We start from the raw sequence: 26276 nt of genomic DNA on the forward strand, positions 1-26276 counted from the left end.
TTTCACTGTGCACCGCTGTAGAAGCGGATTAAACGTCTTCAGTACCAGTCAATTACCCCGGCCAATAAGATGCCGCTGGCATAGGCGGTAATGCACAGAATGATTTTCTGCTTGAGCGGCAGTGTGTTTATTCGATGATGCATGCTTATTTCCTTGAATGGGCAAATAAGCAATGGTGGGTCCATGTGGTTAATCAAAGGAAATTATTAATCATCATTTGCAGGGCTTGGCTGAGTTGCGCCTGGCCGTTTCTGACGGTGTCTCTCCGTAAGCAATCTGATACGCCTTGGAAAACCGGCCCAGATGGTGAAAGTTCCAGAACATTGCGGTTTCTGTCACGGTGGGCCACGTTTTATTAATCAGGTCGCGGCGGGCACTGGCGAGTCTCAGGTTTCTGATGTAAGCGATTGGCGACATCCCGAACGTTTCAATAAAGCCAAAATGCAGGGTGCGCGTGGTGGTATCAAGTTGCCTTACCAGTGATTTTATAGAGAGCGTTTTTTTTGTGTTTTCATGAATGTACTGTATGGCTTCTATCGCCACCTTTCTTCTTGTCGGAACTTTACGGCTGAAACTGCCAGCGGGTGTCAACGACTGCAATAGAGCAGCAAGCACTGCACTTTCAATCGCTGAACCCTCTGCTGCGCTGCGCTGTGATGAATCAGAGTCGTTGATGTCGACACAGCAAGCGCTGATGGCTTGAATGGCCGATTGTATGATTTGAAAGTTTTCAGCTTGAAAACTGTGTTGTGTTCTGTTTGCAAGTATATCTATGACGGCGTGATGTTGGCGGCACCGGTCATAGTTTTCCAGTGTTGTGGTGATGCTGAAAAGTGTTTCATTCGGTTCGCAGGTGTAATGCACCGATTCATCGCTGTGCAGTACGATGATTTCGTCGGGCCGTAGTTTGTGATTGTTTACGACGGGACGACCAATCGGAGGCTGCGAGATGGCGAATGTCACGAATCCGGCAGGGACAGAACTGACCAGGGTGACGGATGAGTCGAACTCAAGACGGCTGAATTGGAGTTCGGGACTGTGAAAGAGCTTATGTTGCCGAATGCACGCCTCTTGCTCGGTCGGAATAAGGCTCATTTCCCATTTGCCTATTGTTCTGTTCAGTTGGCTCGGCAAGGCAGAAGACAAATGAAAGATCTCGTCGGGCGGTGCGATACTCATGAAATTGAAGGCTCATCTGTTAAATGATTAGGGTCTGGCCTGACGGGCAGTCATGGAGAAGGTACGCGATTGGGCGCCCTATCGGTCGGTGAGATCGACCCCATTGCCATTGGCTTTGAACGGGTTGTCAGAGTCCCCGGATCAGTTCCAGCTCCGCCGAAAATGCATACTTGCTGTCCAATGGTGAATCGTCCATGTGTTGAACGTTGCTCGGGTCAATTTTCGAACTGAAGATCTGCGATTGGGGTTTCATCGGGTCAATGGCTGCAGCTGTAAATGAGTAAAAGTCGTTAATACGATAACCGGTTTTTACCTGATAGCTGGTTTTCACTGCACTTGGGACCTTCTTGTTGGTTTCGACACTCGTCAATTTGGCACTGTAGACGCTCTTGTCGTCGGCCATGGCCTTGAGAGAAAGCAATAAACCAAACGACACGGTGACGAAGTTTTTCAGTAGCATCGAGGCGATTTCCTTATGAACGGTTTATTCAGGCAGAGCTGAATGTCAGTTGCATCTCTGCCGCGATCTGGCCGGAAAATAATCTCACCTCGTGGGTGCCTGCCAAAGTCAATAACTCATATTTATGAGGTTGTCAGAAGAGGTCAGTCACCGCTTGCTCCTGCGAGCACAACACTCTTCAAAGTAGTATGAACGAGTTGGCGTAGCTCATGCCGGTATCACTTTGTGGCGGGGCAGGCAGCGCAGAATCACTGTTCTGCTCGTCCGCATGATACTCATTCTCACTGTGAATCTTCAGATGCGACAGTTTCTGGCTGTCATCCGGGCTTGTTTCAATTTCATAATATTCAATGGTCATGCTTTCGACGGAGCGTTCGTCGTGCGCCAACGAATAAAGTGGCATGGCAGACAGAAAAAAGACCACCAGGAAACCGAAAGTCGTCAATTGATGAGGTTGCAGCAAATGCATGGCTTTCACTTGATTCTCCTGTATAGGGCATTGTCCCGGGCGAGAATCAAGCAGGCTCGATTCCTAAGATTATCGGCGAGGGATTGTTGTCAGGAGAGACGTCTGATTCAAATCAATAAGTATTATTTTTGTTTGAGAATTCCTTGATGTGAACCTGTGCCAGGCGGGCGTCGAGTCGCTGCGGGAGCCCGACTAATGGTTCATGCAGCGCAAGCGGCCAAGTTCATGGATATAAAAACACACGGCGTTTTTATCCTGGGTCGGGATCAACTCGTAGTTTAGGATGGCGCCTTCTTGCAAGACATATTGACGTCTGAAAAACAGGTCAGGGGTCTTTTCAATGGCAAAAAGTTCATTGTCCTGGCTGAGTTTGATGTTGCTGACTTTTATCTCGACGTGTGAATTGTTTTCTCCAATTATATTCGCCGAGATGGTCGCATTGCGGATTTTTCCATTCAGGCTTTCAAGGGTGGTCCCCGTGAGTCGGCCATGCCCGATAGTGAGGTACTCTTCGGTGTTGAGTTGATCAAGATCTTCCAGCCATTGTCGGGATTTTGTCTGGTAACTGGTATTTTCCATGTAGTGCGAAGGGGAGTAAACAAGGGAGAAAATGCACAGTGCATTGATCAAGCCTATAAGAGGCCAGTGAACGGCTTGCGGAATTCCGAACTTCATAGGGTGACTTCCAGACATTGACGAATCATCAAGGCGAGGTCTCTTTCGCTGCTGTTCAATTGCAGATTTGCAGTGCTTTGATCCTGGCGGATGCACGAAATGGAATAATTGGCTTTATACAGGTTGATCCAGACCTGGCCCTTCAGGTTTGGCGGTAGCTGTTCAGTTTGTTTGACCGACAGATCCATCAGCGCTTGAGCCTCGGCAAGATCGCTGCCCACGGCGTGCATGACCAGTCCATTCTTGTCGATACTGGAGATTTCAATTTTTGGCGCGTCGAAGTCGAATTGAAAAACAGTAAAGGCAACGACTGCCAGCGTAACGATATAAGCGATCAGCTGGGCTTTTGTAATGCGAGTGGATCTACTGGGTTTACCCGGGGATGCAAGCAGTTCTTCGCTATCAGGTGGCGGTCGTTGTCCGGGGAGGGAGGCGGGTGGCGGCGCTGTTTCCTCTCGGGGTACGGGTACATCCGCTTCTGCATCGACTACGCATTGCCGGTTGAAGCAATATCCTCGTCGAGGAACAGTCATCAGGATCTCGTGATCTCGACTGTCATTGAGAATATTGCGTAACGAGAAAACCGTTTGATTCAAACTGCCGGAGGCAACCACGCGGTCATTCCAGGTGTAGTCGATGATTTCATCGCGGCTTTTAGTGACACCTGGCTCCATGAGCAGCAGGTCCAACAGACGCGACTCAGCTCTACCTAGCGTGGAATTTTGTACATCTCCATGGGGTGTTGTAATGGAAAGCATGGCGTTGTCCGGGTCGAATACCGCCACGGCGCCATTTTTCAACTTGAAGGTGTAGCTCATATAAATCTTCCGTTCAGGCGGTGCTGGCCTGAGTATAGGGGCCGGATTTGGCTCGGTACATTCTGGTCTGGGAAGTGAACGAAGAGGAGGGCCAGGAGGAAGGTGCACTGTGTGTCGCATTCACAAAGCCGGACTGGCTCGTTTCAGAGGCGTGCCGTGTGGCAAACAGCCCGGCCTGTCAGAGGTATCAGTTCAATCATACAAGGGAAAAGCATTGCTGGATGACCCACGGTTTTTGATTTGGACACCGTGAATAATGCTTGGAATGGATTATCTGCGCTATCCGAAAACTGCAAGCTCGGGCTGGTGGGTTTGCGCGGAGCCATGCCGGAATGAACTAACTTCGCTCTTGCGACAGATTTCAATTGCAACCTGAAGTATCAAGATACAAATCAATGATTGTGTTTTTGTCCGCCTGTCTCATTGAAGACTATTTTTGATTCTGATTAGCTTTGAATCAGGGGCATTAGCGCTTTAAATGGCTCTCGAGGAGCGTTGATACACATCGCGTTCATGATTTGTCTGTCGCGATGTAAACGATCCTCACCTCTCGTTCTACGACTTTGCCCCGAGTCCTTTCATGAAGGGCTCGGGGCTTTTTTTCAAGCTTTTGCGGGTAGCCAGAAGCCAGGACGCGAGCAAAACGACAGGGACACAAATACTTCACGCCTCTGTCGCCGTCGATCAAGGCAAGACATCGTAGCCACGTTGTTGCAGGCAGCTGCTGTAGACGGAGTTGTTGGCAGTGACGCTTTGTTCGCTCGCACTCAGATTCTGCCGCCGCTCCTGACGCTGCCTGGAAGCCCCCACGACGGCGCCGGCAGCCGCGGCACTGTGTGCGCGGTTCTGGCGATAATCTTGCTTGGTATCGTTGTCGATCTGGTCATAGAGGTTTTCATGTTGTCGACCGCGAATTTCTGCCGCGGTCGCGCCGGCTACCGCGGCGGTTGCGGCGCCCTTCACCCGCCCCCCGGATGGCACGGTGCTTTGTACCGGATGTTGCGCGTTGGCCTGGGACTGGCAGGCACTGGTGTCCTGCTGGATGGTCTGGGAGGTCTGACCTTTGAGGGGAACCACGGTTGCAGCCAGGGCGCTGGTGCTCAGCAACATCGTAACGAGCGCTACGTTATGGGCCAGTATTTTCATCATTGAGTCTCACGTCAGGCGTCGGTACGGTTAACGGTTTGTCAGAGGGAAAACACGGCAAGGTATCACATTGAAACCCCATGCAGGTCTGCTTGCGATGGGGTTTGCCTGAGCGTCAACGCTTGAGGAGGAGGGCCTGCATATCGTCGGTCATGCCTTTGAGCGCAATCTTGAAGTCATTGGCAACAATCGGCTGTTCGGCATTCTTGATGGTCTCGCCGAATACCTTGCGAACGATCTTCGCGACCGGCATACCGGTTCTGGCGTCGATCAGGTTGGCTTCGATGTACATCTCGGCAGTCTGATCCCGATGCCCGGTGGCTGCTTGCGTTGCCCCGACAATGGCCCCGATTGGAACGGCCTCATACCAGTGCATGCCTTCGTTGTTGGCGCTGACGTGAGTGATCGCCGCTTGCAGGATCAGCGATCGCGAATCGGTCGGTACCAACTGTGCATAGGGGACGATCGTGTAGCGCTGGGCAAAGGCGGTCTTGACGCTGTTGCTGGCCATCAATTGCAGGTCTTGCAGCGTCTTCAGGCTGACACGCGCGGTCGGCTGCGGCGCTGGATACAGCTCCATCTGCCTGAACACCACCGTGGAGTACGCGCGAGGATCGAACCCCGGCGATACCCAGCGCAATACCTTCTGCTCACTCGGTGTAGTTTGCTCCTCCAGGCCCTGGTAATTGCCCAGGAAGCCCGAGTATTGTTCTTGCTGCGCTACTTTCGAGACACAGCCGACCTGAAATACACAACTCAAAGCTATACCCGCAATCCATTTATTCGACATGCCCATGTATTTGGTTCTCAAGTGATGAAAGTTGTCATTCGGGTTCCGACCTGGCTCCAGGCATTGGTCTGGGCGCCTCGTATTCGGGCACTGGTACTCGCCAGTCGGTTACGCACAGCAGGTGCTTGCACGCCGGTCAAAGCGGGCCGAATGCTGCCTGTAGCAGCGGGATAATCCGAATCAATAACGCTTAAAAACTATTAAACGCACGGCCAGGAAAGATTGCACATCGATCACAGTTGCCTACGCTAACCCTTTGCAACGCCGGCTTTGGCGTCTACAGGTGATTGAGAATGGATGTGAAAGAACGATGGATGGGTAGCGCGTCGACACTCGTCGCTGTGTTGGGCTTCATCCCGATAGCTCAGGCCGACGATTCGGCAGAGTTGGCGAAGAAAGCCCTCAACCCGGTCGCGGCGATGTACAGCCTGCCAGTGCAGTACAACTGGGACCAGAAGATGGGGCCAACCGGGGAGGGCATGCACAGCGTCACCAATATCCAGCCTGTACTGCCGTTTGCCTTGAACGAAGACTGGAACCTGATCTCTCGCACAATTCTGCCAGTCATCGACCAGCACGGCCTGGCCCCCAATGGCGCGGCGGACAAATCCGGCACCGGCGATGTCACCCAGAGTTTTTTCTTCTCGCCGACCAGGCCCACGGACAGTGGCTGGATTCTCGGTGCCGGTCCTGCGATGTTGATACCGACCGGCAGTGACGAATTGCTCAGCAGCGAGCAATGGGGCCTGGGCCCGACGGCGGTGGCGTTGAAACAGTCCAATGGCTGGACCCGAGGCATTCTGGCCAACCATATCTGGGGCCTGGACGACAGCCCGCCGGACGACAAGGAAAAGGTCAACCAGACCTTCCTGCAACCCTTCCTCTCGTACACCACTCATACGTACACGACCTACGGGGTGAACACCGAGTCGACCTACAATTGGCAATCGCGCGAATGGTCGGTACCGATCAACCTGACGGTCACCCAACTGTTGAGAATCAGCGGCCAACCGCTGACGGTGCAGGCCGGCCCGCGCTACTGGCTCGACAGCCCGGAAGACGGCCCGCAAGGCTGGGGCTTTCGCGCCGCCGTGACGTTACTGTTTCCACGCTGATACGCCGTTTCCGCTCATACGCCACTACGAACGCGATCGGGATGCCACGGGCGTTTTGAGGACTGGCGGCGATAGCCTTCGGCGTCTTCAGAATTGCCAGAACCGGCATCGATCTACGCAATAACGTGTGGTATCGGAAGCGTTATTGCTGCAATCTATGCACTAATGACCTGCATTAAACCCGTCTTGTTCATTACAGGGTCAGTTCTCACACTAGAAGCTCATATGTGAAGGCAGCTTCTGACTGAAGGGGAAATGACCATGGTATCTGCGATCCGGTTTAACCAGCCCGGCAATCCTGAAGTACTGAACCTGGAAACACTGAGCGAACAATCGCCAGGGCAAGGCGAGGTCTGGCTCGAGCAAGCAGCTATTGGTGTCAACTTCCTCGACGTCACCCAACGTAGGGGCGCGGTGCCCGTTGCGTTGCCATCCGGACTTGGGCTGGAAGGCGCTGGGCGCGTCGCCGTTGTGGGGGCCGGTGTCAGCAATGTGCAAGTTGGAGATCGCGTCGCCTATGCGACCGGCCCTATTGGCTCGTATGCGTCGGCGCGGCTTTATCCGGCAGAGCGGCTGGTGAGGATTCCGGATGCACTGTCGTTCGATGATGCAGCGGCTGTCATGTTCAAGGGCATCACTGCACAGTATCTTCTGAAAGCCACCTACCCCGTAGGGCATGGCACAACCATGCTGCTCTACGGTGTGGCTGGAGGGCTGGGGGAAATTATGGTGCCGTGGGCAAAACACTTGGGGGCCACTGTGATCGGCGTGGTTTCAAAGCAGGCCAGTGTCGAAAAAGCTCAAGCGTCGGGATGTGATGAAGTCCTGGTGTTCGACGCTGACAGCCTGGCATCGAATGTCGCTCGTATCACCAACGGGAAAAAGGTCGACGTCGTCTATGACCCGATAGGGCGTGTTTCTTTCCAGGCCTCCCTGGATAGCTTGCGACCACGTGGTGTGATGGTATCGTTCGGCGCTTCATCGGGTGCGCCGTCAGCCGTGGAACTGTCGACACTCAACGCCAAAGGCTCGCTGTTCCTGACACGTCCTTCGTTGGCAGCCCATACGGCGAGTGTCACGCAATACCAGGAGCGAGCGCAGGATGTGTTGGCCGCCATCGGTGCGGGTATCATCAAACCTTCGGTCCGGGCCAGCTATTCACTGGCTGATGCAGCATTGGCGCACGCCGACCTGGAGTCGGGGCGCTCATCGGGGGCGATCATTCTAAAACCATGAATCCTGATGTTCTGAACAATCAGCACAGTGACGAAATCGCTGCGTTTCTGGCCGTGGCCTCGCAAGGCTCATTTGTCGGCGCCGGCCGGCTATTGCAGCGGCACCCAACCGTCGTCTCAAAGCGGCTCGCGGCCATGGAAAAGCGCCTTGGCGTTCGGCTCGTGGAGCGCTCGACCCGGCAGGTGCGAATTACTGAAGTCGGTGCCAAGCTGGAGCAGCGTCTGCGCTCAGCCATCGAGTTGATGAATGAAGCGCAGCAGCAAGCGGCCGAGGGTGCCAGCGAAATTCGGGGTACATTGCGACTTGCATTGCCGGCAGCCATGGGAAGGCTTTGGCTTGGCCCGATGCTGCCGGAGTTTCTCAAGGCCTATCCCCATGTCTCGATCCTTGCAGACTATAGCGAACGTCTGGTCGACATCATTGATGAAGGTTTTGACGCTGCAATCCGAATCGGAGAATTGGAAGACAACCGGTTGATCGCCAGAAAGCTGAGTGACCATCGCCGGATACTGTGTGCCTCGCCTGCTTACATCAGAGAGCACGGCATGCCGGAAACGCCGCAGGATCTGGTCAATCACAATTGCCTTCGCTTCAGCGGTCTTGCGTCTTTTCCCCAGTGGAGACTCCATCGCGGCAATGAGCTGCAGACGGTTTCTCCGAAAGGAAACCTGACGGCCAATGACAGTGAATCATTACTGGCGGCGGCCCGCGCGGGTGCAGGAATACTGGGGGTCGGTGACTGGTTGATGAGTCGTGATATCGTTGCCGGGCGGCTGTTGCATGTCCTGCCTGACTGGCAACTGGATGCCGCAGGTGGGGTTTATCTGGTCAGGCCATCGGCCAGATTTCCCAGTGCCGTGGTTGTCGCTTTCAAACAATGGATCGAGTCAAAGTTTATCCCTGCGCCCCCATGGGCCATTTGATCGACGTTGTAACTGAGCATGGGGGCATATCCTGATTGGCAAGCTAACGCTCAAAAAAGCACGAACTCGATCGTCTGGCGATACAGTTCAGTTTTTCTTCTTGATGAGTTTATTCATGTAGTACTTTAGGCTAAAACGATCTTTTGGCCTTGGTTTGTAGTGAGTTTTGTTTCTTTGTGCAGGATCGATCACCATGGTTCCTGCGGTGTAGTAATAAAGTGCGATAGACCTGCGGGTGATGTGCTCTGGAGTCGTTAGAGGCTCTGGGTGCCCATGATTGCTGTCTTTGTCCGTATTGAAAATGACACAGCGATTGTAAATCGGCAGGATTTTTTTAAGGCAGGTCTTCATGTCGACATCCCAAAGTTCCAGGTTGCCGCCGTATTCCTCTCGCCAGTCTTCAGTCAGATAAATGATGATATTCAGTCGGCGCTCGACATTAAGCTTTTTGTTGAGCCTGAAGTCCGAGTGCACCCCCAGGAAACCACCGCTTTTGGTTTCATGCAGGCCGCCACCGACAAAGTAGGGGTCGGGTATCAAACCTTCAATGCCTGTGAGCTTTTCAAGAAATTGCAACATGGGCGCCGAGTTGAAGATGTTGAAAACAGCCTTCAAATGGGGCGCGCATTCGTTGGGGCTGATTTGACGTTTTCGTTGACCTTTATAGCCTCGCTCGTAGAGCATTTCGTTGTTGGTTGGCTCGGTCGGGAAGTGCGAGCAGATACTTGCAATCAGGTCTTCGTGCAAGAAATTGTCGATGACGATGTGCGGAAATGGCGTAGCCTGAGTATAGCGATTGGTCAATGACTCACCAAAGGCGCTGGCGGCGTTCTGGTCGAAATCAAGCTCCGGGGACAGGGTGATAGGTAGTGCTTGAGTGATGGGGGCCATTACCGCTCCAATAACTTGATATTAAGACTTATTAGGTGACGTCAAACAGCGTTGAGCGCACGGCTCGTTGCGTCTGTTCGTAGCTTAACTTTTTTTGTCGTCCTTGTTCAGACGCTTAAGGATGTTGTTGTACATTTTGGTGCGTCTATGACTCTTGTCATAACCACCAGCCGCTGCGACAGTGCCGGCCTGAATGTGATCCAGGTAACTGAAGATTTTACGCGGTGATAACATTTCAACGACATAGCCAAGTTCGGTCATGCGGTCTTGGAGCGTATAGCCTGGTACACGGTCATCCATCGAAAAATGCAAGTTGTGTTGTTTGATAAGCTTGCAGTTCCACAATGTGCAGAAACTTTTCAAGTAGACTTCTTTGTACGGTTTTGGTTCTCTGGAGCGCATTCCCATCGAAATTTTCAGGCGTCGGAAATGATGTTTGAATAGTCGCGAGCTAAAGCGCCAAAAAGTTCTGGTGGTGCCGCGGTTTAATTGCTCAACACAACCGACGGCCACGACGTTCGGGTTTTTCAAGCATTTATTCAGCATCATCGGAAAAACATTTTTATCGAAAACAAACGTATCAGTGTGCATCAAGAATAAATAATCAGTTTCAATCCGCTCCAGCACCAGATCAAGTGCCTTGCCATGCGCGATGTGGCCCGGTTCTGGTTCAGTCACAGAACGCTCGATTAAATTGATCCAGTCAAGCGTGCGTAAATACTCAGTGCTTTCATCGGCGGAATAGTTGTCAACTACCCAGATTGGGACGCCTTTGCTGCCCACATGCTGGTGCAATAAGTCCAGGCATATCTTGGTGATTTCCGGTGTTTTGTAATTCACTATGACGATGCTGAAAGCTTTAGAGCTTTCGGGCGCAGAATCAGGGTTGTTCATTGTTCAGGTGCTCAATGGTATTGTATTTAATTGTAGAAGTAGTTGAATCTGCATGCGGATTCTGCTTGGCTTTCTACGAAAAATTTGCGTGGCTATAGAGCACATTTTGTTAGATCGCTTTGTTATGCATAACAACCATAGCTTACTCAGATCTGATGGCGCGCAGTAGAACGGACTTCATCGTATAAGGATCTGCTCTACAGGTAAATATCCGTGACTTGATTCGTTGAATCAGGAGGCTGCTCAGGCGAGCGCCTTGGGAAGGTGTGAACTGAGCTCATTGATCACTCCAGTTCGTCATCCAGCACATGCCACCGCTACTTTTTCGCAGCGAGAAATGACTCGGAGCTACCCCATGCCAGCGCTTGAGTGCCTGGGAAAAGCTCGACAGGTCACTCAAAGTCAATCGCTCGGCAATCTCGGTGAGGCTCAAGCGTTCGGCATTGAGCATCTCGATGGCGCTGCGGCTACGGGCCTTGGCCAGCAAGGCTCGCAAGGTGGTGATGTCATCGTGCATGCTTAGCGACGATAGTAGCGGTGATCGTCCTCGTAGCGGTGCCGCATGGCCCGATCCTGGTGGTATTCCCAATCACGATGGCGCAGGGCTTCTCGACGGGCTTGTTCTCTACGCCACTGTTCTCTACGCCAGTCGTCCCGGCGCCAATCGTCTCTACGATCATGCCAACGGCCGTCGTGCCAGTATCGGTCGTCATGGGCAAGCAACGGCCCAGATTGCTTGCCGGCCATACTGGCCAGGGTTGGCCAAGGGTTGCCGGCAACCTGGACCGGAACCTGGACGGCTGCGACTTCAGTTGCCAAAACAGAGGTTGAGGCTTTCATCTGTGTTGCTGATGCCGAGCCCATTGCCGCGAACGCGAACAGGCCGAAGAGCACCATCCGTGGGTCATGAAATTTCATGAGCGAAGAAAACCTATGGTTGACATTTGGGGGTATGGCCATCTGGCTGCGGGAAGCCTGTGAACTCGCGCTTACCGAGCGGATGTGCCTACCCACATAGACCGATAAATAAGGAAAAGTTCTAGGAGCCCGTTACAAACGACACGCCGCAGATGTGCAGCCAGACGAAATCAGACCAGTCCCTTTCTCACGAAATGCCCGCTCTGCAATTCACAGCTTGTAGCCAATCTGCCGCAACAGGTTCTTGCGCCACTGGATGTCTTCATCGCCTTCAATGTCATGGGCACAGAAGCCATCCACTACACCAAGGATTGCTCGCCCTTGTTGCGTCTCAGCGAGAATCACTTCGACTGGATTGGCGGTTGCACAAAAAATACGGCATACCTCTGGAACCATTTTGATGGTGTTCAACACGTTCAGCGGATAGAAGCCGTCGCCCAGGAAAATGATGAAGCTATGGCCTGCGGCGATGGCTTTCGCATTCTTCTGTGCAAGTTCAATCATTGAGGTACTGGTGCCAGACCATCGCACCAGGCACTTGCCAGAGGCTTCACAAAAGGCCACGCCAAACTGGATACCCGGCACGGCATTAACCAGTGCTTCGTGGATGTCTTCGACGGACTTGATGAAGTGCGTCTGACCCAGAATGAAGTTCGTCACATCCGGTTTATCGATTTTCAACGTGATGAGTTGCATCTCAAACGCCTCCTTTCACGATGTTGCCAGCAGAGTCTGCCAACAAACCAAGCATAGCTACTCATTGGTTATCGCTGCGTCCACTGAAGGAACTCGAGGAGACCCTGGCTGGGCCACGCTGGCCCTCAGCGCTCTGGCTACCTGGCTCTGGATCGCGTACGCAGGCGTTTCAACGGCTGAGTAATCACGGGTATAGCGAGTGGCGAACTCGCTGACGCCCCATTGCTGGTACTGCTGCACGTGCTTCAGCTCGTGCGCCCACAGCGCGACATTGTTCAGTGCATCATCGGGACTGCGAAAGACGATGATGTCGACAAGGGTGACCGCATTTACATCGGGATTCTGCAGCATGGCGTTAGCGGCGTTCAGTTCCACATCGTCGCCGACCTTGTAGCGAGCCGAATCGAGCACTCCAATGTCATAGTAGGGTTCGAGCTGGGCCCGGATATTCAGCGGGACTGGCCGGATATCACCCGTTGCCAAGGTATTGCGCGATTGCACGATCCAGTTCTGTAAACCGACGGCCGCCATCTGGTTCATGTTATCGAAGAGCTCCCCAACGTCCCCTTTGGCGCCTGGAGCACAAAAACAAGCGACCGCGCAGACCTGGTACTGTCCTTGCGGGCAGGCGAAAGCAGAGGACGAAGTAGCCACGCAGAAAAGCGCTATCGCCAAGCGGACAAGTTGACGCATAAAGGCAGGTGACAATTGGTTCTCCCAGAGGCAATGGCGGTCGGCAGGCGATCATTCGGGCAGCTTGCGCACGTGTTGGACCGCTTTGGGTACCGTTCGATTCCCTGGTGTCCAAATATTATTCAGGCCATTGCCCCTATCGTTCTGGAGTTTGCATGAAGGTTGGCGTGATTTCCGATACCCACGGCTTGCTCCGTCCCGAAGCGCTTGCCGCCCTGGCGGGGTGCGAGCAGATCATTCATGCCGGCGACATCGGTAGCTTGGACATTCTTGAGCGACTGGCGGCTATCGCTGCGCTGCACGTCGTGCGCGGGAACAATGATCAAAACCAGGCATGGGCAGGACATCTCCCTGATTTTCTGCGATTGGACCTCAACGGTTGGCAGACGCTGTTGGTGCATGACATTGCCGATGTCCCGGTCGATCTGGACCCAGGCATAAAGCTGGTGATCACCGGCCACTCCCACAAGCCACGAATGGAATGGCGCGGGGAGCGATTGTTTGTCAATCCAGGCAGCGCGGGGCGACGACGCTTCAAGCTGCCTGTCACGCTGGCCCTGCTCGAGATAACGGCGACTTCGATTGAGCCTCGGTTGCTTGACCTGTTGGAGCAGCCCCCCGGATTGATTGAACCCTTGACGATTTGAATCGGCAGTATTCAGAAAATACAAATGAGAATATGTATTAAATGCTGGTGGTCCGTCATCAGAGTTGTTTCAGGAAGCCCTGTAGCAGTTCATTGACCTCTGTCGCCCGCTCTCGCTGTATCCAGTGGCCGGCACCTTCGAGGATATGGCACCCGCGCAGGTCCGGCAGTGTCTGCGCGAAGGCTTCGATCTGCCGCGCAGAGCCCGGAAATTTCAGCACGGCGTCGCGGCTCCCGGCAATGAACATCGACGGCTGCCGGATAATGCAACCGCGCCAGGGGGCCAGCAGTGCCCACGAGCGCGTTATGTTGCGGTACCAGTTCAAGCCGCCGCGAAATCCGCTGCGGGTGAATTCGCCGGTGTAGTAGCCAATATCCGCAAGGCTTAGCCAGGCTGGCAGGGTTTCGGGCTCGATCATCCCGCCCAGGAAGCCCTGGCCCGGCTGCAGCCGGCCGAATACCGGCCCATCGGGCCCGTCACCCGAGCCACTGAAGTAGATGCGCCGGATCGACGATTCGACATCGCTTTCCAGTTCGGCCTCGGCCACACCCGGCGTCTGGAAGTACTGGATATAAAAGTCGCTGATACCCCGCGAGGCAAGCGCGCCCAGGGGCTCCACGCGACCCGGTGGCGAGAAGGGAACGCTCATGCCGACCACTGCTCGGAACAGATCGGGTCGCATCATTGCTGCGCTCCATGCCACCAGCGCGCCCCAGTCATGACCGACGATCACGGCTTGTTGTTCGCCGAGTGCGTTGACCAATTCCACCATGTCGCCTACCAGGTGGAGCGTGGTGTAGGCGTCGGGTTCGGCCGGCGCATCGGTGCCGCCATAGCCACGCATGTCAGGCGCGACCGCTCTATACCCAGCGGCCGCCAACGCCGCAAGCTGGTTGCGCCACGAGTACCACAGCTCCGGGAAGCCGTGGCATAACAAAACCAACGGGCCGCAACCTTGCGTTGCTACCTGCATGCGGATGCCATTGATATCAAGCATTTCGAGGCGTGGCTCGTTCATGTGCGCTTCCTGCCATTCAAGCGATGGACTCCAGCAGCCGCGGCAGATTCGCCTGAGCCTTCTGCCGGCTGACAGAGAGCCGATACAGTTGTGCCATTTTCTCGGTGTCGGTTTGCTGCAGGCCCCTGAGCACCGCAGTCAGAAAAAACAAGCGCGACTGCCTGATCCAGCGCGACAGGCCTTCATGCTCTGCCCAGCGTAGTTGGTTACCCAGGTAGACCGCCCACATTCTGATCCAGTCCGTGGGTACGTGAGGCGGGGGGACCATCGTGCAAAGCGCGTTCATTTGCGCTTGATCGGTCAGGTGGCTTTCCACGTAAGCGATCAAGGCCGCGCTGAACACGGGTTGGCAACTGCTGACCATCAACAGGTTGATCTTGCCGCCGTCGAACACCCTCATTTCAGGCAGTGACGGGATGGCACTGGCGCTGCAATCAATGTGCAGAGTGCCTGGGCTCGTGGCGATGCTGCCCTGGTCGAGCACGATGCGCGTTGGCTCGATAGCTCGCACCCTGCCCAGGCGCACAATGTTGCCGATGCGTCGAAGCTCGCGTAATTCCGCCTGTGTGACGGTGGCGCAGCGGTAAGCAGTGGGTTCGACGGACTTGTCCAGGCGCAAGAGTTGGCCGGCGGCCTCAAGTCTTGCGAACAGGTCCGGGATCGAGTCTGCGGCTGCGATGGCCTCGAATTGTGCCATGAGGCCGCCGATTGTTCGTTCGAAGCTGTCGGGGCCGGGTTGCAGGTTGGCCCGGTCGATCAACCAAGGATCGTTCGGCATGATCCAGCAGATTTTTGCGGGCGCAACACCGTTTTGCAGACACCACAGGCAAGCGTCGATCCCGGTCTTGCCCGATCCCACCACGACGTAGCCGCAGTGGGGGTGGCGGATCTTCGGCAGGTCGTTCAGTGGCACGCATTGCACGCCGGGCTCCACCCTGTACCTGGGCGGGTGGGTCGAGGGAACTGCCGTCTGGGCATGGGTGGCGTCTACCACCTTTTTGTGCACCCGGACCTGATGGTTTACGCCGCTGAGCAGCGAGGTAAACCGGTGCTCGTCAATGCGGTCGCCGGTGTAGTTGCACATGGGAAAGTAACGGACTTGACCTGACGGCAGAAACTGCTGATTCATCACCTGGTCGAAGTAGCTCACCACCTCGGCGCCGGAGGCTAGCTCATACAGGCCTTCGTTGAGTTGCGCCTGGTCTTTCGTTCCGCTGCCCAGTTCCCGTGAGTTGACGCCATAGAAGGCCGAGGGCTGGTGCAATCGGACGAATGGGTAGGCGTCATTCCAGTGCCCGCCAGGTCGGTCGTGTCGATCCACCATTATGATGTGCGCATTCGTTTCCTTGAGTAGCGTATCGACGAAAGCCATGGCCGTCGCGCCAGCACCGATGATCAGGTAATCGGTTTCGATCAGATTTGCGTCCATATGCTTTCGCCTTTCTGAAGGTTCCCCCCTCAACCTCAGAAGATTAGCCACCTGTACCGAGCCCGATAGAACGAATGCTCCTCATACAAATAACCGATGGAATTAATGGTTGCAGCCTGAGTCGCGACTCTCCAGTCGATGCAATACCTGACGCTCTGGCGCATGCACGTGGCGGCTCCGCACTCGCGCATTCAAACGCCAGTTCGGCACCTCCCAAGGCATCTGACCGTTACTCAATAAGCTGATCGATCAACACCGCGTTGGTATAGATCAAGCTGCCGTCGCTCGCACGGTGCCCGACCAGATGAAACTGACCGCGTTCGTCGTGCAGATAGACTCGCATTTGACAGTCGGACAAGGGGGCGTATCCCTCGGGTATGATCAAGTCCATCGAGTCCATATCGACATCGACCATGGCTTCAGGCTCGTGGGTCTTCTGCAGGCGCTCTTCGGCCTCTTCCAGACGCAGATGCAAAGGCCCGTCGACGTAGAAGTGGACTTCCCCCATCGGGGTGGACTTTGGGGCGCCGCTGGTTTTGCACCAGCCTTCGATCGTCAAGGCACTCATGACGAAACCTCCCATTTGGATTGCTGGACGCTGTAGCTATCGTCCCTGCTCAATGCCATCACTCATGTTTGATGACTGCACAAGGGCAGGGTTCATCCTTTGGGGCCGCCTCCGGTCGCACTCTGCCGTCCGTCATCAGGAATTAAGTATAGCCGGCAACCTGAACTCCCTTGCCAGCCTCACGGTACAAGCCGATGGCTCTATACTTCTCACTGACATTACCGCCCGGATGGGTGGTATTTGTCTGCCCTGCCTGGACGTAAGTGGCGATGCTGTTGCATAACCAATGAACAACAGGAATAGGATGAAGAGGACATGGCAATAGCAATTGTTTTGATACTAATCGTTATTGCATCAGTGCTATTCAACATACTAGCGCCCTGGCAGGCGACACCGGCAGCTTCCAACTGGGGCTCCATAGATACCACCCTGTTCATCACCTTGGTCATTAGCGGAATATTTTTCATTGCCATCACCGTATTCATGGCGATAGCGGTGATGCGCTTTCGGCACAAGAAGGGGGCTCGGGCGGCCTATCAGCCAGAAAATAAAAAGCTGGAACTATGGCTGATTATCGTTACGTCGCTAGGGATCGCCGGGATGTTGGCGCCTGGTCTGGTTGTTTATAACGATTTCATCCGGGTGCCGAAAAATGCTTACGAACTTGAAGTGGTCGCCCAGCAGTGGCAGTGGGCCTTTCGTTTTCCCGGTCAGGACGGGAAGTTGGGCAAGTCGGATATCAGGTTTGTTGATTCCACCAATCCCCTCGGCCTTGATCCCAAGGATCCTGCAGGGCAGGACGATGTGCTGGTAATGAATAATGAAGTTCGCCTTCCGCTCGATCGGCCGGTGAAAGTCTTGCTGCGCGCTAAAGATGTCCTGCACGATTTCTATGTACCGCAAATTCGCAGCAAGATGGATATGGTGCCAGGGATGGTGTCGTACTTTTGGTTTACGCCAACTAAAACCGGAAAATACGAAGTCCTTTGCGCTGAATTTTGCGGCGTAGGGCATTACAACATGCGCGGCCATATGATCGTGGAAGAGCAGGGCGTCTTCGATCAATGGCTAAAGGGCCAACCGACTTTTGCGCAGACATTGACGACAGCGGCCAAACCCGGTCGAGACAGCGTGCTGGAAAAAGGCCGCCAGTTGGTCGAACAGCACGGCTGCAAGGCCTGCCATAGCCAGGATGGCAGTGCCAGTCTCGGTCCGGGATGGAAGGATTTGTACGGCCGAACCGAACAGCTTGCCGATGGCACCCGTGTGCAGGTCGACGAGGCCTACCTGAAAGAGTCGATTCTCGATCCGAAGGCCCGGCTGGTACAGGGCTACCCGCCGGTGATGGTGGCCTATACTCTGAAAGATGATGAACTGGGTGCTGTCATCGCCCTGATCAAATCACTGGGTGCTGCCGGGCAAGACGATGCAGCTTCGACTGGCGAAGCGTCGAGCCCAGGTGAGGACCTGGCGGCGCAAGGACAGCGGCTGGCCGGATCGCTTGGTTGTCTGGCCTGCCACAGTGTCGATGGCAACAAGGGCGTCGGCCCCAGCTGGCAGGGCCTGTATGGCAAGACCGAAACCTTTGCCGACGGTACGAGCGTGAAGGTTGATGAGGCCTATCTCAAAGATTCGGTTCTTCACCCCAATGCCAAAATCGTCAAGGGCTACGCAGCCGTCATGCCGACCCTGGCGCCGAGTGACAAGGAGCTGGATGCGCTGATCGCTTTTATCAAATCCAAAGCGAATACTGACGCGGATGCGGGCAAGGCGGAGCCAGGGAAGTAGCCGTAAAGCAGCCAGAAATACACTGAAACTTCGGCAGGAGGATGACGTGATGGCCTATGCGGAGCAAGCCGAGACAGAAGCATTGCACGAGCCCAAAAGTTTCCTGACCAAATACATCTGGAGTCAGGACCACAAGGTCATAGCCATTCAATATTCCTTGACGGCTCTGTTCGTGGGGCTGATCGCTTTGGTGTTGTCCGGCTTGATGCGCCTGCAGATAGGTTTCCCCGGCAGTTTGGCGTTCATGGACGCCAGTACTTACTATCAGGCGATGACCATGCACGGCATGATCATGGTCATTTACTTGCTGACGGCCTTGTTTCTGGGGGGCTTCGGCAACTATCTGATCCCGTTGATGGTGGGTTCCCGCGACATGGTCTTCCCTTATGTCAACATGCTGAGTTACTGGACCTACCTGCTGGCGGTACTGGTGTTGCTCGCCGGTTTCTTTGTGCCTGGCGGTCCCACGGGGTCGGGCTGGACGCTTTATCCGCCACAGTCCATTACTCAGGGCACACCGGGAGTGGAGTGGGGCATCGTACTGATGCTGGTCTCACTGGCGATTTTTATTGTCGCAACCACCATGGGCGGGTTGAACTACGTCACCACGGTGTTGCAGGCGCGCACGCACGGCATGACATTGTTTCGCATGCCGCTCTCGGTATGGGGCATCTTCATGGCCTCGATCATGGCCTTGCTGGCGTTCCCGGCGTTGTTTGTCAGCGCGATCATGATGCTGTTCGACAAGCTGTTGGGTACCAGCTTCTTTATGCCGGCGATGGTCTCGCTGGGGCAGCAGCTCGGTCACCAGGGTGGCAGCCCGATATTGTTCCAGCACCTGTTCTGGTTCTTCGGCCACCCGGAGGTGTACATCGTTGCTCTCCCTGCATTTGGCCTGGTCTCCGACTTGATCAGCACCCATGCGCGTAAAAATATCTTCGGTTACCGAATGATGGTGTGGGCCATTATCGCGATTGGCGTACTCAGTTTTGTGGTCTGGGCGCACCATATGTATGTCAGCGGAATGAACCCGTACTTTGGCTTTTTTTTCGCTGTCACCACCTTGATCATCGCGGTGCCTACCGCGCTGAAAGTCTATAACTGGATACTGACCCTGTGGCGCGGCGACATCCATCTCACCGTGCCGATGCTGTTTGCCCTGGCTTTTATCGTCACCTTCCTGGTCGGCGGTCTGACCGGGTTGTTTCTGGGCAATGTGATCGTGGATATACCGCTCTCGGACACTTATTTCGTCGTGGCCCACTTTCATATGGTCATGGGGGTCGCACCGGTACTGGTGGTGTTCGGCGGCATTTATCACTGGTTTCCGAAAGTGACCGGGCGCATGTTGAACGACACCCTGGGCAAGCTGCATTTCTGGATTACCTTTCTGGGCACCTACGCCATCTTCTTCCCCATGCACTACCTGGGTTTCCAGGGCATGCCACGCCGCTACTACGCCTATGAAAACTACGTGTTCATCCCACAATCGGCGCAGGAGTTGAATGCCTTCATTACGGTGGTCGCATTGACCGTCGGCGTTTCCCAGCTGCTGTTCCTGTTCAACCTGGCCTGGAGTGCATTCAAGGGCAAGCCGGCAGGCAGCAATCCCTGGGGCGCGGCCAGCCTGGAATGGCAAACGCCGGACACTCCGCCGAAACACGGTAACTGGGGAGAGAAGTTGCCGGTCGTGCATCGCTGGGCCTATGACTACAGTGTGCCGGGGATAGAACAGGATTTTGTACCGCAAACGGTTTCCGCCGAGGAGCTGGAGCAGCTTCGACAGTCCGGCGCTGGAACCAAAATAGCGGACGTTAAAACATGAACAGACTGCTATTGAAAAATACCGGCAGCGCTGACCCCGGCGGCAGTTGGAGTCGCGACCCTGGGGGTATTCAGGCCGCGGAGGGGGCCGATCGAAGCCAAACCGCAAGAGTAGGCCTGCGCCTGTTTCTGGTGGTGGTGAGTTCGTTATTCTTCCTCTTCCTGATCGCTTTTATTGCCCGCTCACAAATGGCCGACTGGCTACCCCTGACAGAGCCTTTGGCGCCGTTGGCCAATTTGCGGCCGCTCTGGCTGAACTCGGCTTTTCTGGTACTCGGTTGCATCGCGCTGCAGTGGTCGCGTATGGCCGCCCGACAGGCTCGGCTGGGCGCAACCGTGATCGGTTTTGCATTGGGGGGCGTCTTTGCAATTGCCTTTCTGGCGGGGCAATTCTGGGTCTGGCAGCAGTTTGTCGCGTGGGGCTACTTTGTGGCCAGCAATCCGGCCAACAGTTTCTTCTATCTGTTGACCGGGCTGCATGGGCTCCACCTGCTGGGCGGGCTGATCGCCTGGTGCTGGATCGTCGCTAAATTCCTGCGTCATGTGCCATTGGCGCAACTTGGCGCCAGCGTAGAGCTCTGTGCCATCTATTGGCATTACTTGTTGGGTCTCTGGTTCGTGCTATTCGCGCTGCTGGCCAGCACGCCACAAACCTATGAAGCCATCGCCAGATTCTGCGGCCTGAGGTGAAAAGCCATGGCATTGCACCCACAATCCCAAGCCCAAACCGAGAGCCGTTCATCCAATCCACCGGGCTCACCACCTGCACCGGGATGGCAGGGCATCGCCAGCGACTGGTCCTCGGATAAAGAGGCCTTCAAGCAGGTCCCCTGGGGCAAGGCGATGATGTGGATATTCCTGCTCAGCGACACGTTTATATTCACCTGTTTTCTGACCGGCTACATGTCGGTACGCATGGCCATCACCACCGCCTGGCCGAACCCCAGTGAAGTGTTCGCATTGACGATCGGCGGAAGAGAGATCCCGCTTATTCTGATCGCCATCATGACCTTTGTGCTGATCAGTAGCAGCGGCACCATGGCCATGGCCGTGAATTTCGCCTATCGCCGTGATCGCGCGAAAACCACTGCCCTGATGCTGGCGACCGCTGCCTTGGGGGTGACCTTCGTCAGCATGCAGGCCTTTGAATGGAGCAAGCTCATCGCAGAAGGGGTGCGTCCCTGGGGGAACCCCATGGGGGCGGCGCAATTTGGTGCCAGCTTTTTCATGATTACCGGTTTTCACGGACTGCATGTGTCAATCGGCGCCATCTACCTCAGCATTGTGGCGCTGAAAGTATTGCGGGGAGATTATGAGCGCTCCGGAAACTATCAGAACGTTGAGATAGCCGGGCTTTACTGGCACTTCGTGGATTTGGTGTGGGTGTTTATTTTTGCATTCTTCTATTTATGGTAGAGGAGCACGGGTGATGGCACATGCTCAGAGTCAGCAACATCCAATCAGTTTGTACCTTAAAATCTGGGGGCTGTTATTCGTCCTCAGCACGATGTCGTACCTGGTCGACTATTTCCACTTCCATGGCTACCTTCGGTGGACCCTGATAGTCACTTTCATGTTGTTGAAGGCAGGTTTAATTGTCTCCATCTTCATGCATATGGCCTGGGAGCGGCTGGCCATGGTCTACGCCATATTGGTGCCGCCTTTGTGTTTGCTGGTGCTCGTCGGACTGATGGCCACCGAGGCAGACTATGTTTTCCTCAGCCGGGTCATTTTCTTCGGCCAATAAGCCGTTTTCGGATGGCCATCAGTTTCCAGACGCTAACCCGATATCACTCGCTTGAACTGATGCCATTTGTGCTGCCAGGCCACTGTCCAGTGGGGGGCTGCCGCTCCCGTGCCGGCGATCTTCAGATTTGGATGATGATCGATTACCTGGTCCAGGATCGTTTCCTGATCCGGTTCTACATCCACGAAGAAAATATGTTTGCCCTCTTTTACCACCTGCTGGAAATTGCGAAAGTGAGTGTTCGGCACCTGGAACCCAAAAAAACCGCCTTCCCAGATGCAGAAGCCCAAAATAACAATGGCCAGGAAGACAAAAGGCGTCCAGCCTGCGGCGGTTTCGGTCCAGCCCATCCAATAGGCGCCACCCAGGACCAGTGCCGCGAGGGGCAGACCGACTACAGCACCAATCTCACCGGAGTGAACAGCATCTTGTTCCATCAACGAGTTGACCTCGTGGAGGTGATGTTCTTCGACATCAGCAACTTTTTCACTGAGTACATGGATCTGTTCAGAATTGATGCCGCTGGCTTCCAACTCATTTTCAACTGTTTCGAGATCGTTGAGATTGTCACTGATGTAATAGTGCCGATTCATGCCACACCTCCAAACCCAAGTTTGCCGTAGACCTCCTCTGTCCGGCAGCCGTTAATAACCGAGATTTGCAGTCAGTAGCTGTGCCGTGGGGAACGTTGCACACTTCTTGCAAACTGAAAAAAAGTATAGCACTCGCCAGCACGCCCCCTAGTTGATCTGCACTATGACCGGTCCTTCGGTTACGATCGGCGGGTTGGCGCGGATACTCGAGGTGTTTTTCTGAATCCAGTCACGCGCCACTTTCAAGCTCGCATCACTGCCAGCCTTGTCTCTGCAAACAGTGATCGCCGTACCACCGTCACCCGTATTGAGCAATGTGTAGCTGACGAGGCCAGGCACTGTCCGCAAGGTCGCTTCGATGTCGTCTTTGCGCTCTTCCAGAAGCTCGAAAAGCTGCTTCGCTCCCGTACCCAGGTAGGTTCTTATCACCGCGTACATAGTCGTCTCCTTTGGGAGTACCGTCTTGATCCCCATCCAGATCCGTTGATGGCCGCCATCACACAAGTTTCAGCTCGCCCTGATTCATTAAGCTTAGCCAAACGCCGGCGACAACCGAAATGCAACGACCACCGGCCCATCGCAAACATCCAAACCCGGCGCTAACTGAAACTTGAACCTTGACGCAACTGCGCCGGGCTCACGCCAAGGCGTTGCTTGAAGGTGGTCGCCATGTGTGCCTGGGAGTTGAAACCGCAGGCGTAGGCGATCTCCGTCAGCGTGGCAGTCGAATCGCGCATCAAGGCTCGGGCCCTGGCGAGGCGTCGGTCGATCAGGTAAGCGTGCGGGCTTTTGCCTGTGGCGTTTTTGAAGGCCCGCATGAAATAGCCTTCGGACAATCCAAGCAGGCCCGCCATCGCCGGTACGCTCAACGGGCCATCGAGGCCAGCATCAATGAACTCATCGAGCAAGCGCATCCGGTAACCGGTTATCGAGCCATGGGCCGGTGACGGCAGCGCTTCGCCATTCGTCGCCCGCGCAGACAATGCCAGTGCCCAGGCTTCCCAATCGTCCTCCACGGACGCGTGCAACAGCGCGGTGCGCATTCGCCATGCGAGGGCAGTGGCCTGCCGGTCGATGCGATTGTTGAAGGCACGATCGCCCACCAACCCAATACCGTCGGTGCGCATCACCCGCAGGTATTCACCGCCCGTGGCTGATTCGGACAGCACGTCACATCCGGTGGGAACGAACGCGAGGCCGTCGGGCACGGCATCGAAAGGACGTATTCGGTCACTGCCGATAGCGTGCAGGCCTCGCTGGCTGTCGAAGGCAAAGCCGATTCCCGCCTGGGTCGCCACATAGCGGGTCGCGTAGGCACGGCCGGGTAGCAATTCGATCGCCCAGGGGCCGGCCTCGATGCGGCGGACCGGATCGGACAGGAGCGTTGGCGGCAGGCGATTTCGATGGCTCATGAATGCCATAGTAGTGAAGAGGGGGGACAAAAGTCAGGTCAGTTTTTTGAAAGCCAGCGTACTGCGCCCGTGTCCAGACTGGGCAAAATCTCAGGGGGATAACTCATGCACAGACTCACTCGCGACGATATCGAACAGGCTGCACGCAACGTTTACCAGGTCATGCCGGCCACCGCCCAATACCCTTGGCCCTTGCTGGCTCGGCGGTTGGGTTGCACGGTGTGGGTCAAGCACGAAAATCACACGCCTACCGGTGCTTTCAAAGTGCGCGGCGGTATTACCTTCATGCACTGGCTCAAACGCGAACACCCGGGTGCGAAGGGCATTGTCAGCGCTACCCGCGGCAACCATGGCCAGAGCCTGGCGCTGGCGGCTGGCGCACTGGGTTTGCGGGCGTTGATCGTAGTGCCGCAAGGTAACTCGGTAGAAAAGAACAACGCCATGCGCGGCTTTGGCGCTGAAGTGGTCGAGTATGGCCGCGATTTCGATGATGCCCGTGAAGAAGCGGCACGCCTTGCGCGCGTGCATGACCTGTTCCTGGTTCCGCCGTTTCACACCGAGCTGGTCAAAGGCGTCGCCACTTATGCGCTGGAGCTGTTCAACGCAGCGCCGGACCTGGATACCGTATATGTACCGATTGGCTGTGGCTCGGGGATTTGCGGGGTCATCGCCGCCCGCGATGCGTTGGGCCTGAACACCCGGGTGGTGGGCGTGGTTTCCACCGAGGCGGCGGCCGCACAGTTGTCGTTCGACACTGGGATCCTGTGCGAAACCGCCTCGGCAACCACCTTTGCCGACGGTCTGGCTGTACGCAAGCCAGTGCCTGAGGCCTTTGCCGTCTACGCGCAAGGTGCGCAGCGGATCGTAGCGGTGAGTGACGCGCAGATTGCCGAGGCCATGCGCGTGTATTACACCGATACCCATAACCTGGCTGAAGGGGCCGGTGCGGCGGCGCTGGCAGCGCTCATTTCGGAGCGTGAAGCCATGTCGGGAAGAAGGGTGGGTGTGATTCTGTCCGGCGGCAACGTCGACAGATCGGTGTATGCGCAAGTGATTGCGTGAAGGGGCAGTGGCCTTGGTCACATAAACCTGGCCACATAAATTTGAAAAGCACGGCGTTGCTCGACACAATCGCGCCCCGATCCGGCCAAAGGCGCCGGACGTTCGTGGTGAAAAGGGGCCGCAGGTGAACGAACAGACATTGTCCATGCGCCTGGAGCGCGTGGCGGCGCATGTGCCAGCCGGCGCGCGCCTGGCCGATATCGGCTCGGATCACGGCTACCTGCCGGTGGCGCTGATGCGCCGTGGCGCCATCGCGGCGGCGGTGGCTGGCGAGGTGGCGTTGACGCCGTTCCACGCGGCCAACCGCACCGTGCGCGAGAACGGCCTGGACTCGCAGATCACCGTGCGCCTGGCCAACGGCCTGGCGGCAATCGAGCCGGGAGACGGGATCACGGCGGTCAGCCTCTGCGGCATGGGCGGCGAAACGATCCGCGACATCCTCGACAGCGGCAAAGCGTACCTGAGCGGTCAGGAGCGCCTGATCCTGCAACCCAACGGCGGCGAACAGCCACTGCGCCAATGGCTGATGGACAATGGCTACCGCATCCTCTGCGAGGAAGTGCTGCGGGAAAACCGTTTCGACTACGAAATCATCGTCGCCGAGCATGACGGGCCGGTGATGTACACCGCCCAGGAGCTATACTTCGGCCCATTGCAGATGCAGGCCCGCAGTCCGGCGTTCCTGCTCAAGTGGCAGCGCAAGTTGCGCCAGAAACAGAAGACCCTGACCCACTTTGCCCGGGTGCAACAGGCCGTGCCCGAGTCGACGGTGCAGGACATCGCGCGGCAGGCCCGGTGGATCACTCAGTTACTGGCTTGAAGATGCGAGGGCCAGGCGAGGGGCATACAGCGCGATGGCGGTTTTTTTCGGAATAAAGCCAGAAACGATTCAGCCTCTTGGCTACGCCGGTTTCAGCCAGGGAGACAGGTACTCCCTGGTGCTGGATTTGGTACCGTTTGTCGAGCATTCTGCTCAAAAAGTGAACGATTTTGATAGGCTTCGCTCTGATGTTCCAGCAGGCGGGCCCCTTTGAGCGGTCGCGCTGCACTCACTAATAAAAAGGACGTATACCTCATCTGCATTGAATGGAATGCACATGGGGATTTTTTTTACCTGAGACCTGGAGTGATAGTATGCCGTCATCACTGACTCGCTGGGCGAGTCGCTCCCTCTTGTAATACCTAATTATTAAGTTGCTTCAATCATTGCGAACTTGATCTTGCAGTTGCGAATAAATAATTCGCACGCCTGGGGCATGGTCAGTTTGCACTGCTGTTATAAGTG

At 55.5% G+C, this 26276-nt stretch carries 30 protein-coding genes; 11 read left to right on the forward strand and 19 right to left on the reverse strand.

The window, feature by feature from the left end:
- Window positions 1-213: 213 nt before the first annotated feature.
- From ACM6IK_RS07175 to ACM6IK_RS07205, 7 genes are all read right to left on the reverse strand, one after another.
- Window positions 214-1179 (reverse strand): helix-turn-helix domain-containing protein, encoded by a 966-nt coding sequence (locus ACM6IK_RS07175; protein ID WP_414873740.1) that lies wholly within the window; start codon window positions 1177-1179, stop codon window positions 214-216.
- Between the two features lie 127 nt (window positions 1180-1306).
- Window positions 1307-1639, reverse strand: a complete 333-nt coding sequence (locus tag ACM6IK_RS07180; protein ID WP_414873741.1) for a hypothetical protein — start codon at window positions 1637-1639, stop codon at window positions 1307-1309.
- A gap of 178 nt (window positions 1640-1817) precedes the next feature.
- A complete protein-coding gene (locus tag ACM6IK_RS07185) occupies window positions 1818-2108 on the reverse strand; it encodes a hypothetical protein (RefSeq protein ID WP_414873803.1) in 291 nt (96 codons plus the stop codon).
- 192 nt (window positions 2109-2300) lie between these two features.
- Complete coding sequence (locus ACM6IK_RS07190; RefSeq protein WP_414873742.1) at window positions 2301-2783, reverse strand: hypothetical protein; 483 nt, start codon at window positions 2781-2783, stop codon at window positions 2301-2303.
- The gene (locus ACM6IK_RS07195) at window positions 2780-3601 is read right to left on the reverse strand and encodes a winged helix-turn-helix domain-containing protein (protein ID WP_414873743.1); all 822 of its coding nucleotides are present in this window, start codon (window positions 3599-3601) and stop codon (window positions 2780-2782) included. Before ACM6IK_RS07195 ends, ACM6IK_RS07190 begins: the two co-directional genes overlap by 4 nt.
- A 684-nt stretch (window positions 3602-4285) precedes the next feature.
- Window positions 4286-4747: a hypothetical protein gene (locus tag ACM6IK_RS07200; protein ID WP_414873804.1), complete on the reverse strand. Its 462-nt coding sequence runs from the start codon at window positions 4745-4747 to the stop codon at window positions 4286-4288.
- A 115-nt stretch (window positions 4748-4862) separates the two neighbouring features.
- A complete protein-coding gene (locus ACM6IK_RS07205; protein ID WP_414873744.1) occupies window positions 4863-5543 on the reverse strand; it encodes a DUF3313 domain-containing protein in 681 nt (226 codons plus the stop codon).
- Between the two features lie 308 nt (window positions 5544-5851).
- Here ACM6IK_RS07205 and ACM6IK_RS07210 point away from each other — a divergent pair, with 308 nt between their 5' ends.
- The 3 genes from ACM6IK_RS07210 (at window position 5852) to ACM6IK_RS07220 (ending at window position 8811) form a co-directional block, all read left to right on the forward strand.
- Window positions 5852-6652 carry a transporter gene (locus ACM6IK_RS07210; protein ID WP_414873805.1) on the forward strand — a complete coding sequence of 267 codons (801 nt, stop codon included), beginning with the start codon at window positions 5852-5854 and terminating at the stop codon, window positions 6650-6652.
- Between the two features lie 261 nt (window positions 6653-6913).
- Window positions 6914-7888: a quinone oxidoreductase family protein gene (locus ACM6IK_RS07215; protein ID WP_414873806.1), complete on the forward strand. Its 975-nt coding sequence runs from the start codon at window positions 6914-6916 to the stop codon at window positions 7886-7888.
- Complete coding sequence (locus tag ACM6IK_RS07220; protein ID WP_414873745.1) at window positions 7885-8811, forward strand: LysR family transcriptional regulator; 927 nt, start codon at window positions 7885-7887, stop codon at window positions 8809-8811. The genes ACM6IK_RS07215 and ACM6IK_RS07220 overlap by 4 nt, the downstream gene beginning before the upstream one ends.
- 87 nt (window positions 8812-8898) lie before the next feature.
- Here the strand turns inward: ACM6IK_RS07220 and ACM6IK_RS07225 are convergent, their stop codons facing one another.
- The 6 genes from ACM6IK_RS07225 to ACM6IK_RS07250 all read right to left on the reverse strand — a co-directional run bounded on the left by ACM6IK_RS07225 (window position 8899) and on the right by ACM6IK_RS07250 (window position 12903).
- Window positions 8899-9702 carry a 2OG-Fe(II) oxygenase gene (locus tag ACM6IK_RS07225; RefSeq protein ID WP_414873746.1) on the reverse strand — a complete coding sequence of 268 codons (804 nt, stop codon included), beginning with the start codon at window positions 9700-9702 and terminating at the stop codon, window positions 8899-8901.
- Between the two features lie 84 nt (window positions 9703-9786).
- A complete protein-coding gene (locus tag ACM6IK_RS07230; RefSeq protein ID WP_414873747.1) occupies window positions 9787-10596 on the reverse strand; it encodes a glycosyltransferase in 810 nt (269 codons plus the stop codon).
- Between the two features lie 277 nt (window positions 10597-10873).
- Window positions 10874-11113, reverse strand: coding sequence for a helix-turn-helix domain-containing protein (locus ACM6IK_RS07235; protein ID WP_414873748.1), 240 nt, complete (start codon window positions 11111-11113; stop codon window positions 10874-10876).
- A gap of 2 nt (window positions 11114-11115) precedes the next feature.
- Complete coding sequence (locus tag ACM6IK_RS07240; RefSeq protein ID WP_414873749.1) at window positions 11116-11514, reverse strand: hypothetical protein; 399 nt, start codon at window positions 11512-11514, stop codon at window positions 11116-11118.
- A 210-nt stretch (window positions 11515-11724) separates the two neighbouring features.
- Window positions 11725-12210 (reverse strand): adenosine-specific kinase, encoded by a 486-nt coding sequence (locus ACM6IK_RS07245; RefSeq protein WP_414873750.1) that lies wholly within the window; start codon window positions 12208-12210, stop codon window positions 11725-11727.
- A gap of 57 nt (window positions 12211-12267) precedes the next feature.
- Complete coding sequence (locus ACM6IK_RS07250; protein WP_414873807.1) at window positions 12268-12903, reverse strand: DUF4157 domain-containing protein; 636 nt, start codon at window positions 12901-12903, stop codon at window positions 12268-12270.
- A gap of 155 nt (window positions 12904-13058) precedes the next feature.
- Here ACM6IK_RS07250 and ACM6IK_RS07255 point away from each other — a divergent pair, with 155 nt between their 5' ends.
- On the forward strand, window positions 13059-13550 hold the full coding sequence (locus tag ACM6IK_RS07255) for a metallophosphoesterase family protein (RefSeq protein WP_414873751.1): 492 nt from the start codon (window positions 13059-13061) through the stop codon (window positions 13548-13550).
- 58 nt (window positions 13551-13608) lie between these two features.
- Here ACM6IK_RS07255 and ACM6IK_RS07260 read toward each other — a convergent pair whose 3' ends face one another.
- From ACM6IK_RS07260 to ACM6IK_RS07270, 3 genes are all read right to left on the reverse strand, one after another.
- Window positions 13609-14568: an alpha/beta fold hydrolase gene (locus tag ACM6IK_RS07260; RefSeq protein ID WP_414873752.1), complete on the reverse strand. Its 960-nt coding sequence runs from the start codon at window positions 14566-14568 to the stop codon at window positions 13609-13611.
- Between the two features lie 16 nt (window positions 14569-14584).
- Complete coding sequence (locus tag ACM6IK_RS07265) at window positions 14585-15997, reverse strand: NAD(P)/FAD-dependent oxidoreductase (RefSeq protein ID WP_414873753.1); 1413 nt, start codon at window positions 15995-15997, stop codon at window positions 14585-14587.
- A gap of 229 nt (window positions 15998-16226) precedes the next feature.
- Window positions 16227-16565 carry a hypothetical protein gene (locus ACM6IK_RS07270; RefSeq protein WP_414873754.1) on the reverse strand — a complete coding sequence of 113 codons (339 nt, stop codon included), beginning with the start codon at window positions 16563-16565 and terminating at the stop codon, window positions 16227-16229.
- 315 nt (window positions 16566-16880) lie between these two features.
- On the opposite strand from ACM6IK_RS07270, the gene ACM6IK_RS07275 reads away from it, so the two are divergent.
- From ACM6IK_RS07275 to ACM6IK_RS07295, 5 genes are read left to right on the forward strand one after another with little or no spacing between them, the layout of a single operon-like run.
- Window positions 16881-18353 carry a c-type cytochrome gene (locus ACM6IK_RS07275; RefSeq protein ID WP_414873755.1) on the forward strand — a complete coding sequence of 491 codons (1473 nt, stop codon included), beginning with the start codon at window positions 16881-16883 and terminating at the stop codon, window positions 18351-18353.
- A 49-nt stretch (window positions 18354-18402) separates the two neighbouring features.
- Entirely contained in the window at window positions 18403-20178 is a 1776-nt protein-coding gene (ctaD, locus tag ACM6IK_RS07280) for a cytochrome c oxidase subunit I (RefSeq protein WP_414873808.1), read from the forward strand.
- Window positions 20175-20867 carry a cytochrome c oxidase subunit 3 gene (locus ACM6IK_RS07285; protein ID WP_414873756.1) on the forward strand — a complete coding sequence of 231 codons (693 nt, stop codon included), beginning with the start codon at window positions 20175-20177 and terminating at the stop codon, window positions 20865-20867. Before ctaD ends, ACM6IK_RS07285 begins: the two co-directional genes overlap by 4 nt.
- Window positions 20868-20873: 6 nt before the next feature.
- The gene (locus tag ACM6IK_RS07290; protein ID WP_414873757.1) at window positions 20874-21593 is read left to right on the forward strand and encodes a heme-copper oxidase subunit III family protein; all 720 of its coding nucleotides are present in this window, start codon (window positions 20874-20876) and stop codon (window positions 21591-21593) included.
- A 13-nt stretch (window positions 21594-21606) separates the two neighbouring features.
- Window positions 21607-21924 (forward strand): cytochrome C oxidase subunit IV family protein, encoded by a 318-nt coding sequence (locus ACM6IK_RS07295; protein WP_414873758.1) that lies wholly within the window; start codon window positions 21607-21609, stop codon window positions 21922-21924.
- Between the two features lie 32 nt (window positions 21925-21956).
- On the opposite strand, the gene ACM6IK_RS07300 is transcribed toward ACM6IK_RS07295, so the two are convergent.
- The 3 genes from ACM6IK_RS07300 to ACM6IK_RS07310 all read right to left on the reverse strand — a co-directional run bounded on the left by ACM6IK_RS07300 (window position 21957) and on the right by ACM6IK_RS07310 (window position 23929).
- On the reverse strand, window positions 21957-22517 hold the full coding sequence (locus tag ACM6IK_RS07300) for a magnesium transporter (RefSeq protein WP_414873759.1): 561 nt from the start codon (window positions 22515-22517) through the stop codon (window positions 21957-21959).
- A gap of 147 nt (window positions 22518-22664) precedes the next feature.
- Complete coding sequence (locus ACM6IK_RS07305; protein WP_414873760.1) at window positions 22665-22955, reverse strand: hypothetical protein; 291 nt, start codon at window positions 22953-22955, stop codon at window positions 22665-22667.
- A 161-nt stretch (window positions 22956-23116) separates the two neighbouring features.
- Entirely contained in the window at window positions 23117-23929 is an 813-nt protein-coding gene (locus tag ACM6IK_RS07310) for a helix-turn-helix transcriptional regulator (RefSeq protein ID WP_414873761.1), read from the reverse strand.
- Between the two features lie 105 nt (window positions 23930-24034).
- Here ACM6IK_RS07310 and ACM6IK_RS07315 point away from each other — a divergent pair, with 105 nt between their 5' ends.
- Both ACM6IK_RS07315 and ACM6IK_RS07320 read left to right on the forward strand, forming a co-directional pair.
- Window positions 24035-24991 carry a threonine dehydratase gene (locus ACM6IK_RS07315; RefSeq protein WP_414873762.1) on the forward strand — a complete coding sequence of 319 codons (957 nt, stop codon included), beginning with the start codon at window positions 24035-24037 and terminating at the stop codon, window positions 24989-24991.
- A 124-nt stretch (window positions 24992-25115) separates the two neighbouring features.
- Window positions 25116-25811, forward strand: a complete 696-nt coding sequence (locus ACM6IK_RS07320) for a tRNA (adenine(22)-N(1))-methyltransferase (RefSeq protein WP_414873763.1) — start codon at window positions 25116-25118, stop codon at window positions 25809-25811.
- Window positions 25812-26276 lie beyond the last annotated feature (465 nt).

Source organism: Pseudomonas sp. IT-196MI5, from assembly GCF_949767415.1.
Taxonomy (GTDB): Bacteria; Pseudomonadota; Gammaproteobacteria; order Pseudomonadales; family Pseudomonadaceae; genus Aquipseudomonas.

Excerpts from the sequence above, each read along its gene's own strand:
- ACM6IK_RS07175 (WP_414873740.1), bottom strand. The coding sequence starts at position 1,179 with ATGAGTATCGCACCGCCCGACGAGATCTTTCATTTGTCTTCTGCCTTG.
- ACM6IK_RS07180 (WP_414873741.1), bottom strand. The coding sequence starts at position 1,639 with ATGCTACTGAAAAACTTCGTCACCGTGTCGTTTGGTTTATTGCTTTCT.
- ACM6IK_RS07185 (WP_414873803.1), bottom strand. The coding sequence starts at position 2,108 with ATGCATTTGCTGCAACCTCATCAATTGACGACTTTCGGTTTCCTGGTG.
- ACM6IK_RS07190 (WP_414873742.1), bottom strand. The coding sequence starts at position 2,783 with ATGAAGTTCGGAATTCCGCAAGCCGTTCACTGGCCTCTTATAGGCTTG.
- ACM6IK_RS07195 (WP_414873743.1), bottom strand. The coding sequence starts at position 3,601 with ATGAGCTACACCTTCAAGTTGAAAAATGGCGCCGTGGCGGTATTCGAC.
- ACM6IK_RS07200 (WP_414873804.1), bottom strand. The coding sequence starts at position 4,747 with ATGAAAATACTGGCCCATAACGTAGCGCTCGTTACGATGTTGCTGAGC.
- ACM6IK_RS07205 (WP_414873744.1), bottom strand. The coding sequence starts at position 5,543 with ATGGGCATGTCGAATAAATGGATTGCGGGTATAGCTTTGAGTTGTGTA.
- ACM6IK_RS07210 (WP_414873805.1), top strand. The coding sequence starts at position 5,852 with ATGGGTAGCGCGTCGACACTCGTCGCTGTGTTGGGCTTCATCCCGATA.
- ACM6IK_RS07215 (WP_414873806.1), top strand. The coding sequence starts at position 6,914 with ATGGTATCTGCGATCCGGTTTAACCAGCCCGGCAATCCTGAAGTACTG.
- ACM6IK_RS07220 (WP_414873745.1), top strand. The coding sequence starts at position 7,885 with ATGAATCCTGATGTTCTGAACAATCAGCACAGTGACGAAATCGCTGCG.
- ACM6IK_RS07225 (WP_414873746.1), bottom strand. The coding sequence starts at position 9,702 with ATGGCCCCCATCACTCAAGCACTACCTATCACCCTGTCCCCGGAGCTT.
- ACM6IK_RS07230 (WP_414873747.1), bottom strand. The coding sequence starts at position 10,596 with ATGAACAACCCTGATTCTGCGCCCGAAAGCTCTAAAGCTTTCAGCATC.
- ACM6IK_RS07235 (WP_414873748.1), bottom strand. The coding sequence starts at position 11,113 with ATGCACGATGACATCACCACCTTGCGAGCCTTGCTGGCCAAGGCCCGT.
- ACM6IK_RS07240 (WP_414873749.1), bottom strand. The coding sequence starts at position 11,514 with ATGAAATTTCATGACCCACGGATGGTGCTCTTCGGCCTGTTCGCGTTC.
- ACM6IK_RS07245 (WP_414873750.1), bottom strand. The coding sequence starts at position 12,210 with ATGCAACTCATCACGTTGAAAATCGATAAACCGGATGTGACGAACTTC.
- ACM6IK_RS07250 (WP_414873807.1), bottom strand. The coding sequence starts at position 12,903 with ATGCGTCAACTTGTCCGCTTGGCGATAGCGCTTTTCTGCGTGGCTACT.
- ACM6IK_RS07255 (WP_414873751.1), top strand. The coding sequence starts at position 13,059 with ATGAAGGTTGGCGTGATTTCCGATACCCACGGCTTGCTCCGTCCCGAA.
- ACM6IK_RS07260 (WP_414873752.1), bottom strand. The coding sequence starts at position 14,568 with ATGAACGAGCCACGCCTCGAAATGCTTGATATCAATGGCATCCGCATG.
- ACM6IK_RS07265 (WP_414873753.1), bottom strand. The coding sequence starts at position 15,997 with ATGGACGCAAATCTGATCGAAACCGATTACCTGATCATCGGTGCTGGC.
- ACM6IK_RS07270 (WP_414873754.1), bottom strand. The coding sequence starts at position 16,565 with ATGAGTGCCTTGACGATCGAAGGCTGGTGCAAAACCAGCGGCGCCCCA.
- ACM6IK_RS07275 (WP_414873755.1), top strand. The coding sequence starts at position 16,881 with ATGGCAATAGCAATTGTTTTGATACTAATCGTTATTGCATCAGTGCTA.
- ctaD (WP_414873808.1), top strand. The coding sequence starts at position 18,403 with ATGGCCTATGCGGAGCAAGCCGAGACAGAAGCATTGCACGAGCCCAAA.
- ACM6IK_RS07285 (WP_414873756.1), top strand. The coding sequence starts at position 20,175 with ATGAACAGACTGCTATTGAAAAATACCGGCAGCGCTGACCCCGGCGGC.
- ACM6IK_RS07290 (WP_414873757.1), top strand. The coding sequence starts at position 20,874 with ATGGCATTGCACCCACAATCCCAAGCCCAAACCGAGAGCCGTTCATCC.
- ACM6IK_RS07295 (WP_414873758.1), top strand. The coding sequence starts at position 21,607 with ATGGCACATGCTCAGAGTCAGCAACATCCAATCAGTTTGTACCTTAAA.
- ACM6IK_RS07300 (WP_414873759.1), bottom strand. The coding sequence starts at position 22,517 with ATGAATCGGCACTATTACATCAGTGACAATCTCAACGATCTCGAAACA.
- ACM6IK_RS07305 (WP_414873760.1), bottom strand. The coding sequence starts at position 22,955 with ATGTACGCGGTGATAAGAACCTACCTGGGTACGGGAGCGAAGCAGCTT.
- ACM6IK_RS07310 (WP_414873761.1), bottom strand. The coding sequence starts at position 23,929 with ATGAGCCATCGAAATCGCCTGCCGCCAACGCTCCTGTCCGATCCGGTC.
- ACM6IK_RS07315 (WP_414873762.1), top strand. The coding sequence starts at position 24,035 with ATGCACAGACTCACTCGCGACGATATCGAACAGGCTGCACGCAACGTT.